Here is a 9,689-nt window from a genome sequence, read left to right as displayed (position 1 = left end):
ATGGCCCACCCCAAGCCCCCACGACACGCCGGACCAGTCACGACCGGCTCAGCTGACGTCAGGACCGAAACCCCACCACCCCCTGGGACTCTCCCTTCCCCGGGGTTCACAGTCGTCCCCTAGAAGTTCTTGGGGGAGGACTCCAAGAGTAGGGGACGAGTTTTCTTCCCCTAGTTTCTTGGCGGCAAAGAGCGCTTTCTGTGCTCGACGATGATGTTCGGAGTCCGAGGTCTGCGCTCGAGGTGGACCTCGGTGAGGGTTGACCGCGACGGCGGCTTCGCCGACCTCCCACGCGCGTCGTCGGCGTGTCGCGATTTCAGAAACCGCGTGTCTGGTCAGAAACCCGTGGCGCACCAGCGGTTTCTGGCCACACCTGCGGTTTCTGGCGACAAGTGCGGTTTCTGCGATGAGGCCGCACTCTTCCCGCCTCCACGATTGCCGACGACGTCGGCGGGTGGGTCGCTGATCCGAGAGAGTTTGGCGGCCAGCGCTCTGACCTGCAGGAATCCTACTGCTCCCCGAGGTGCGACGAGCCTCAGCTGGCTGGCGGGACCATCCCGGCGGGTACGGACGACCAGCAACCTCCCAGGAAGACGGGAAGTTCTCCCAAGCTTCGGTGTGCAGAGTCATCGCTGTCAGGAGAACCGGCGTGCCGGTTCGAGACCAGAGATGAAAGGGCGTCCAATGCCGAACCCCCCGCACAACCCTCAGCACCCGCAGCAACCGCAGGGTCCGCAGCCCCGGCACCCGCAGCCGCACCCGCGTCGTCGTCGTCGCATCCGTCGCTGGGACCCGCGCGGCCGCCGGTGGATCTGGGTCTGGCAGTGACACTGCCTCGTCGCTGCGCTCGCGTGACCTGATCGCCCGATCTTCGCGATGATGAACCCCGTCTGGCTTCGGCCCGGCGGGGTTCTGTCGTCACCGAGGGGGGTGTTCAAACGCATGAGTGCGGGGCGACCGCGGTACACCTATCGGGTTACAGTGCTTCGACGAGCCAACTTTCGGGGAACATCAGGGGTCGATGATCGTGAATGCACCACAACCGCCGTTCGGACAGCCGCAGTATCCGCCGCCAGGCCAGCAGGGTCCGCGCCCGCCCCAGCCGGGTTACGGGCCGCCACCGGGATACGGGCCGCCACCGGGTTACCCGCAGGGTCCCGGCGGCGTGCCACAGGGATACGGTGCTCCGCCGGCGCGACCGGCCTACCAGCCCGCGCAGCACCAGCCGCCACCTCAACACCAAGCGCCGCAGCACCAAGCACCGCAACACCAGGCTCCCCAGCACCAGTCGGCGCCGGGTGGCGGACAGGGATTGTCGCTGGACGCGAAGTTCTTCCCGCTGATGTGGATCTTCTTCCTGATCAAACCCAAGATCTCGATCGACGGGCACGAGTATCCGACCGGTGAGTGGGGCGTCAACAACATCCCGCTGCCGCCCGGGCAGCACCACGTGCATGTCCATGCGCCGTACCTGATCCCGACCAAGGTGGGACCGGTCGACACAACGATCAACGTGGCTCCTGGTCAGGTGGTGCCGCTCGAGTATCGGATGCCGGTGTTCGTGTTCAGTCCCGGCTCGATCGGACCGGCTCCGCAGCCCTATAACGGCGTCGTCCCGGCGATCGCGCTGTTCGTGATCCCGTTCATTTTACTTCTGCTGTTGCTGGTGGTGCTTCCCCTCCTTGCCGCGGCCGCCTAGGTCACCGATGAGTTTTGCCCTCACGCTGGGTCGAACTGTGCGAGTAGCTCCGCATCCTTGATACAGCGAAAGGCCAATTATCATGGGCAAGATCCACGTTCACGAGTTCGTCAGTCTCGACGGTGTCTTCGAAGACCCGAGATTCACCATGCCGTACGGATTTCCGGAGGCGCAGGGCGCGGTCTTGTCGTCGTTCATGTCGGAGTGCACAGGAATTCTGCTGGGGCGTAACACCTTTGAGATGTTTGCCCCAGCGTGGTCGACGCGGACGGCCGACGAAGACCCGGGTGCACCGTTCTTCAACGACAGCACCAAGTACGTGGTGACCTCCGCGTCGGAGGTCGACAGCTGGCAGAACTCGCAGGTACTCGGCACCTACGACGCCGACCGGATCCGCGAGCTCAAGAGTGCCGAGAACCTCTACGTCAGCGGCAGCGGGACACTCGTGCGGGCAATGCTCGCCGACGGCCTCGTCGACGAGCTGCATCTGTTGGTCTATCCGGTTGTGCTCGGCACCGGCGCGCGACTGTTCGAGGACATGAGCAAGACGGGCCTGCGCCTGGTGGACCACGACGTTTTCGACAACGGCGTCCTGCACCTCTCCTACGGTCCGGCCGACTGAGGCGAGTGCCGGTCGGTCGGATAACCGGTTCCCACCAGCGCTTGACGGTCGTACGATTGGGCCGTGTCGGGAACGTGGGCCCTCGTCGAGCGTCGCGTCGAGTTCGACGCCGCGCGAAATGCGCTGCTGACGAGCGACGGTCACAGCCGCGGCATCGTCCTCACCGGTTCGGCCGGCGTCGGCAAGACGACGCTCGCCCGTCAGGTCACCGAAACGCTCCCCAATGTGCGATGGGTGGTCGGTAGTGAGTCGGCGCGATCCATCCCGCTTGGCGCCTTCGCGCCGGTCGTACCACCGTCGACCGCCAAGGACGCCGTCGGTTACCTTTCCGCGGCACGCGAATCGCTGCTCGACGCGGGTGAGGTGATCCTCGGCGTCGACGACGCGCATCTCCTCGACCCACTGTCGGCAACCCTGCTGCATCAGCTCGCGATCGACGGGGATGCCCGCATCATCGCCACCATTCGCAGCGGTGAACGGGTGCCCGACGCCGTGATGTCGCTGTGGAAGGACCGCTACCTCGATCGGATCGAACTCGACGCGTTCACCCGCGAACAGAGCGTCGACCTGCTCGAGCAGACCCTTGGCGGTCAGGTGGAAGGACTCTCGGCGGAGCTGATGTGGAAGGCGTCCGGCGGCAACGCCCTCTTCCTGCACCACCTCGTCACCGGGGCCCGCGAATCGGGCAGTCTGCGATGCGAGGGCGGGATCTGGCAGCTTCGCGGAAACGCCTCGGTCACCACGGAGTTCGCGTCGTTGCTGGAAAGTCGTATCGCGGCTCTCCCCGACGGCGTGACCAACGCGCTCAATCTGCTAAGCCTCTGTGAGCCCATCGAGGCCGACCTGCTGGTCGAGGTTGCCGGCGAGGCAGAGGTCGAAGAGGCCGAGCGGCGTGGGCTGATCCGGATCACCCAGGACGGCCGGGTCCTGTTGGCGCGGTTTGCGCATCCGCTGCTCGGCGATGTGGTGCGCGGACGCATCGGTCGTCTGCGTGCCCGCCGCCTGCGTGGCGAACTCGTGACCGCACTCGCGCAACGCGGCAGGCCCAAGTCTGGTCAGGGTCGAATCAGGCTGGCGGACTTGGCAATCGACAGCGACCAGGAGACCGATCAGAAGGTCATGCTCGACGCGGCGCGCAGCGCCATCGCGCTGTCGGATGTCGCTGCGGCAGAGCGGTTCGCCCGGGCCGCCATCGAGCGGGGCGGTGGACTGGATGCGGCGGATCTCCTTGCGCGAGCGCTGCTCTGGCAGGGCCGCCCCGACGAGGGCGAGCAGGTGATGGTCGCCATCGATCCGGACACGCTCGACGAACTCGATGTTCTCCGTTGGGGAATGACACGTCTGTGGAACTTCGACTTCGCCATGGGCGACGGCGAGCGGGGCGACGAGATGCTGGCCCTCCTGCAGGCGCGGATCAGCACGCCGGCACTGGTCGACATGGTGGATGCCGCTGCCGCAGTGCGCGACATGCAGGCCAACAACCTGGTGGCCGCCGCAGAACGCGCTCGAAAGGTGTTGGGCAACGACGCCGCCATCCCGGCTGCGTCGTACTGGGCGGCGTTCGCGGCCGAGCGCTCGCTGTGCTTGATGGGTGAGGCCGACGAGGTGTTCGCGATCGCGCGGGCGGTCGAGATCCCGCCGAGCATGGACGGGTTGGTGCGGTATTCGGCGGTGTTCGGTGAACTGCAGGCGCTGGTCTATGCGGGCCGGCTCGCTCGAGCGCGCGAGTTCGCCGCGAGCTACGCCGAGTTCTCGAGTCCCGGCCAGTATCTGGCCTGGGGCATGGTGCAGACCTTCACCGGCGTCGTCGAGGCGGCGCAAGGACGGTTGGATCGGGCGGCGGCGACATTACGGCAAGCCACCGCCGCCATGGCCTCGGATGTCATGTCCGCATGGGGATTTCCGGCGCGAATGGCATTGGCGACCGTACTCGCGCAGCTCGGCGAGATCGACGAGTCGCGGGCGCTGGCCGACGCTGTTCGCAAGGATCTGCGTCCGCACGTCGCCGTGTTCGAGCCACTTCTGCGGCTGGCCGGGGTGTGGCTCGCCGCCGCCGAAGGACAAGTCTCCGAAGCGATCTGCGTGGCGCACGAGACCGCCGACTTCGCTGCTGCGTCCACCCAACGCAGCGTGGCGGCCGAGGCCCTGCATGCGGCGGCTCGCCTGGGCGACACCGACGCGGCCAAGCCACTGGCGAAGCTCGCTGCGTCCATCGACGGCGAACTCGTGCAGGCATATGTGCGGCACGCGGTCGCCGTCGAATCAAGAGATGCTGCGGCACTGGAGCTTTGCTCTGCGGAGTTCGAGACCACCGGGGCACTCGCCTGCGCCGCCGACTCGGCGGCGCAAGCGGCGGTGTTCTATGCGGCGGCCGGCGACAACCGAGCCTCGACGCGCAGTGCCTCGGCCGCTTATCGGCTCGCTGCCGAGTGCGGGGGCTTGACGACACCGGCGCTCACCGCCATGGCCGATCCGCTTCCGCTGACGCCGCGTGAGCGCGAAATCGCGAATCTCGTTGCTGCGGGTCTGTCGAACCGCGAGATCGGCGAGCGCCTCACGTTGTCGACGCGAACCGTGGAGGGCCACATCTACCGGGCATGCATGAAGGTCGACGTGCCCGACCGCGCCGGCCTGGCCGAGCGCGTTCGCGCGCGCTGATCCCAACTGCTCCCTGAGCTGAGGTGCGAGGAGCGCAAGCCGGCGGGGGTGGAATCCCTACCGCTGCCCGAGGTGCGAGGAGCGCAAGCCGGCGGGGGTGGAATCCCCACCGCTGCCTGAGGTGTGAGGAGCGCTAGCCGGCGGGGGTGGAATCCCTACCGCTGCCTGAGGTGTGAGGAGCGCTAGCTCGCGAGCTCGCGCCTCAGCCGGCGGGCGGTGGGTACTCGCACCTCAGGCGGGGGTGAGCTGCTCAGCCTCACTTGCCTCGCCACTCGAGGACTTCCAGGCACACGGCGACGTCGACGAGATTCTCGGTGAGGGGCCTCGGTAGCAGACTCTCGGCGCGGGCGAGTCGGCGGACGATGGTGTTGCGGTGCGTATACGTCTCCTGTGCGGTCCGAACTGTGTTGCACTGCAGACCAATCCACGTGCGGAGGGTGGCCTGGAGTTCGCGCGGTGCTTGGTGGAGGTCGCCGAGGACATCGGTCACGAACTCGTCGACGGCGGGCCGGTCGGTGTCGAGCAGTGAGACCAGCCGTACGTCGTCGAACCGTGCAATCCGACGTCCGGACGTCATACGCGAGAGCACACGCTGAACTGTCAGCGCCTGAAAGTGACTGGTACGGAAGCCTTCGACGTCGTTGCCGGTTCGGCCCACCGCCATGCCGATCGTGGGATGTGCATCGAGTCGGTCGGGGATCGACGACGAGTCGGTCGGCAGCCACAACCACCACGACGACGCACTGGCGATGACCGACAGCCCGAATCGGTCGGTCACCCGGCCGAGGTCCGCGGCTGCCGCCTCGAGTTCGGCCGCCGGGTCGGGTCCGTCGGACCACAGCACGACGGCGGTGTGCCGGCCGGACAGCCGATAGCCGAGTTGCGCTTCGGCGCGAGCCCGGGGGATCGGCGCGCCTTCGAGGAGCAATGCCACGGTGGTGCGACGCTGCGCGTGCGTGCCGCGCGCGAGGTCGGCGCGTTCGGCGGCCATGCTCTTGGTCATCGCCTCGACGGTGTCGTCGATGAAGGTGGAGATCGACCTCGAGGTCACGCTCAACAGCTCATGCAGCACCTTTGTGTCGTCGGTGAGCCCGAAGCAGATCTCCATCCACAACTGCCAGGCGACGCTTTGCGCGGTCCGGAACGAATCGAGCGCGGACTCGTCGAGGCCGCGCCGGACGAGATCGCGGGTCGCGTTCACGATCTCCGGCGTCATGTTCACCGACACCCGTTCGCCGGGCCTCGACACATTGGCGGCGGCCCAGTGCATGATGTTGGCCAGGTTGGTCCGCCGGGTGCCCTCGGCGAGCACGGGGTCCTCGGCCACGGCGGCCATCCGAACACTGCCCAGCGCGGCGTCGTGCATGGCGGACACCCAATCGTCGCGCGCGTTGAGCACCAGCTGGGAGCCCTGGCGGATCACATCTCCCACGGCGGCCGATACCTGTGGCCAGTCGCTCTCCATGTGGTCATTATGCACCTCATGGGACCGATTCTGGTGCGTTCTGTCACTGGCTATTGGTGTCGCCCGAGGGGATTGTGGACGCAACAGCCAGCCCAAGGAGGCACAGTGCCAACAACAGATCCAGTGCCAACAACAAATCCAGTGCCCACCAGCAACCCGGTCGACACGGTCGATGTTCTCGTGATCGGCGCCGGCATCTCCGGCATCGGCGCGGGGCACTACCTGACCACCGAACTGCCGTCGAAGACCTTCACGATCATCGAGGCGCGCGACGCCGCGGGCGGCACCTGGGACCTGTTCCGCTACCCCGGCATCCGCTCCGACAGCGATCTCCACACGTTCGGGTACGAGTTCAAGCCGTGGCGAGACAAGCAGTCCATCGCCGACGCGCCGCGGATTCTGTCGTATCTGCACGAGGCGATCGACGAGGACGGTCTCTCCGAGCACATTCGGTACGGCCATCGAGTTGTGTCGGCGGCGTGGTCGTCGGACGAATCGCAGTGGACGGTCGAGATCGACCGGTCCGAGGACAACGCGCGGATCCAGATCAAGGCGAGCTGGATCTTCTGTGGCTCAGGCTATTACCGCTACGACGAGGGGTTCACCCCGCATTTCGAAGGGCGGGACCGGTTCCGCGGACAGATCATCCACCCACAGCACTGGCCGGAGGATCTCGAGTACTCCGGGAAGCGGGTCGTGGTGATCGGAAGTGGCGCAACAGCTGTCACGTTGCTGCCGGCGATGGCCGAGCAGGCCGGGCATGTGACGATGCTGCAACGCACGCCGTCGTACATCATGCCGATTCCCCGCGAGGATGCGATCGCGAACACCCTGCGCCGACTGCTCGGCGACGAGCGCGGTTATCAGTGGGCGCGACGTAAGAACATCGCGCAGCAGAGACTCGTTTTCACGTTCTGCCAACGGTTTCCGAAGGCCGCACGGCGGGTCATCCGCTCGGTGAACGCCAAGTTCCTGCCGGCGGGATTCCCGGTCGACGAGCACTTCAACCCGCCCTACGACCCATGGGATCAGCGTCTGTGCGCGGTGCCCAACGGCGACCTGTTCAAGACGATCCGCGAGGGCAAGACGTCGGTGGTGACCGACCGCATCGCGACCTTCACCGAGAACGGCATCCTGTTGGAGAGTGGCCGCGAACTCGAGGCCGACATCATTGTCACCGCAACGGGTCTCAACCTGCAACTGCTCGGCGGAATGGAACTGAGCGTCGACGGTGAGCCGGTCGCGCTGCCCGACCACGTCGTCTACCGCGGGCTGATGCTCGACGGCGTGCCCAACCTCGCGATGGCGATCGGCTACACCAATTCGTCGTGGACCCTCAAGGTCGGCCTGCTCTGCGAGTACCTGTGCAAACTGATCGGCTACATGGACGAACACGGCTACGCCGCCGTCCGCGCCGAGGCCGACCCCGCGATGGAGACCAAGCCGGTACTCGACTTCGCCGCCGGCTACGTCAAGCGAGCGCTCGCCGACCTGCCCAAGCAGGGTATCGAGGGTCCGTGGACGATGTCGATGAACTACTACGAGGACCAACGTCGTTTGCGCAGTGGCGAACTCGTCGACGATAACCTGCGTTTCACCACCACCGCGCAGTACGCGGCACCTGCGGTATCCGTGTGACCGCTAAGTGGTGCTGTTCAGAAATTCGCCGAAGACCCCCGGCGAATTTGTGGACAGGACCACTAAGACGCCGGTGCCGTTGTGGTTACCGCACCGGTGTCCTCGGGCACCGCCTCCGGCTGAGTCGTCTGTTCGACGGTCGGTTCGGTTGTCGGCTGGGTCGTCTCCACGGTGGTCTGCTCTGTTGTCTGTTCGACGGTCGGTTCGGTCGTGGTGGTCGTAGTGGTCGCTTCCGTCGTGGTGGTGGGTTCGGTCGACGGTTCCGTGGAGACCTCTGACGGTGATGGTTCGGTCGAGATGTCTGAGGGGTTGGGTTCGGTTGACTCCGAGGATGATTGGTTCGGCTCGCTCGACTCGGAATCGGGGGCGCCCTGCGGCACATTCTGCTGCTCCGATGCGACCCTGAGGAGATGGTCGGCGGGCAACGGGCTGCCCGCTCGCGCCAGGCCGTTGTCGCGAGCTTGCTCCTCGTCGGCGGGCACGAACGGAACGTTGATGCGGATGGGGTCCGGCAGAGTCTCCTCCAGCGGAGGGTAGAGGGAGATGTCGTTGATCTCGGGTCGGAGGTAGAGACCGTATGTGTTGCCCGTCAGCGGGTCGACGAGCGTCAAGAAGCCTTGCCCGGGCAGCTGATTGCCGTCGGGTCCGGGCGGTGGTGGTGGCGGGACGGGCAAGATCATCGGCTTGTTGTCGACCGTGTCGACGCGACGATCGTTGGGGCAGACGCGGGTGACCAGTTTGGTCTGGTATTCCTCCCACTGTCTGCCTTCGAGTCGGTAACCGCCGACCGGGGTTTCGGCGGGCGGGGTCAGGGGGTTGCCGCCCGCGCAGCGTACGCGGGGAACACCGGCACTGTCGATGAGTACGGACGTACCGTTTTGCAGGACCGCCTGATATGGCCGAGCGCTGCCGTCCTTGTACGCGTGGTCGGTGACCCAGGTGTCCGCGGTCAGTGACACCGACGACAGGGTGTTCAAGTAGTGCGGAATCGACGATGTGCGGATCCCGAAGACGCCGGCCCATGCTGTCGCCGCCCTCTGATCGGCAGTCAGGTTGCGTGCCAACGCATTCGTGTCGCAGGTCGGTCCACCGCGAGCGTAGAGGCCAGGCTGGGTGCCGTTCACCTGCCTGCTGCCGTCCTTAGGTGCGCCCACCTGTGCCGACAGATGCACCTTGTCGAGCGATGTCCGTTGAGCCACGTTGGCCGGTGTGGTGAACGGATCGATGCCGGGTTCATTCGCAGAAGTGAGTGTGAGGCCGGGAATCGTGAAGTTGTCGTCCTCGGACTTGGTGACGAAGATGAATCCCGCCACGAGCACGAGGGCCAGTACCACCACTATGGCAGCCAGGGCGTAGGTGAGACCGCGGCGAGGACGAGGAGCAGCGGGCTGGGCTCCGCTGTAGGGCCCCGGTGGGTAGGTCGGTGGACCAGGCGGCGAGTAGTACGACATTCGGCACGCTCCTACGGCCTGCGGCGCTCGCCGCGGGGCAAGTGTTCGTGCTTCGAGTATCGGGGCGAGGTGTGCCGACGGGCAATCGGATGTCGGATCATGAACCGACATGAGGAGTCGATCTACTCCGATCGAACGACGGCGGACGATCCCGTC

6 protein-coding genes are annotated in these 9,689 nt (G+C 66.2%); 4 read left to right on the top strand and 2 right to left on the bottom strand.

Features of this window, described 5'->3' with window-relative positions; translation table 11 throughout:
* Window positions 1–1,027: 1,027 nt before the first annotated feature.
* The 3 genes from ABZW74_RS12370 (at window position 1,028) to ABZW74_RS12360 (ending at window position 4,979) form a co-directional block, all read left to right on the top strand.
* Complete coding sequence (locus ABZW74_RS12370; RefSeq protein WP_355276516.1) at window positions 1,028–1,699, top strand: hypothetical protein; 672 nt, start codon at window positions 1,028–1,030, stop codon at window positions 1,697–1,699.
* Window positions 1,700–1,781: 82 nt separating this feature from the next.
* A complete protein-coding gene (locus ABZW74_RS12365; RefSeq protein WP_240857463.1) occupies window positions 1,782–2,321 on the top strand; it encodes a dihydrofolate reductase family protein in 540 nt (179 codons plus the stop codon).
* 63 nt (window positions 2,322–2,384) lie between these two features.
* Window positions 2,385–4,979, top strand: a complete 2,595-nt coding sequence (locus ABZW74_RS12360; RefSeq protein ID WP_355276514.1) for a LuxR C-terminal-related transcriptional regulator — start codon at window positions 2,385–2,387, stop codon at window positions 4,977–4,979.
* Between the two features lie 256 nt (window positions 4,980–5,235).
* Here the strand turns inward: ABZW74_RS12360 and ABZW74_RS12355 are convergent, their stop codons facing one another.
* Window positions 5,236–6,444, bottom strand: a complete 1,209-nt coding sequence (locus ABZW74_RS12355) for a helix-turn-helix domain-containing protein (protein WP_355276512.1) — start codon at window positions 6,442–6,444, stop codon at window positions 5,236–5,238.
* A gap of 141 nt (window positions 6,445–6,585) precedes the next feature.
* Between ABZW74_RS12355 and ABZW74_RS12350 the strand changes: the two genes are divergently transcribed.
* The gene (locus ABZW74_RS12350; protein WP_355276510.1) at window positions 6,586–8,082 is read left to right on the top strand and encodes an NAD(P)/FAD-dependent oxidoreductase; all 1,497 of its coding nucleotides are present in this window, start codon (window positions 6,586–6,588) and stop codon (window positions 8,080–8,082) included.
* Between the two features lie 62 nt (window positions 8,083–8,144).
* On the opposite strand, the gene ABZW74_RS12345 is transcribed toward ABZW74_RS12350, so the two are convergent.
* Window positions 8,145–9,533: a DUF6777 domain-containing protein gene (locus ABZW74_RS12345; RefSeq protein WP_355276508.1), complete on the bottom strand. Its 1,389-nt coding sequence runs from the start codon at window positions 9,531–9,533 to the stop codon at window positions 8,145–8,147.
* Between the last annotated feature and the right edge of the window lie 156 nt (window positions 9,534–9,689).

It is taken from the genome of Gordonia sp. NPDC003585, from assembly GCF_040610755.1.
Classification (GTDB): Bacteria; Actinomycetota; Actinomycetes; order Mycobacteriales; family Mycobacteriaceae; genus Gordonia.
The sequence above is the reverse complement of the archived record's forward strand: the minus strand, read 5'-3'. Positions and strand labels throughout refer to the sequence as shown.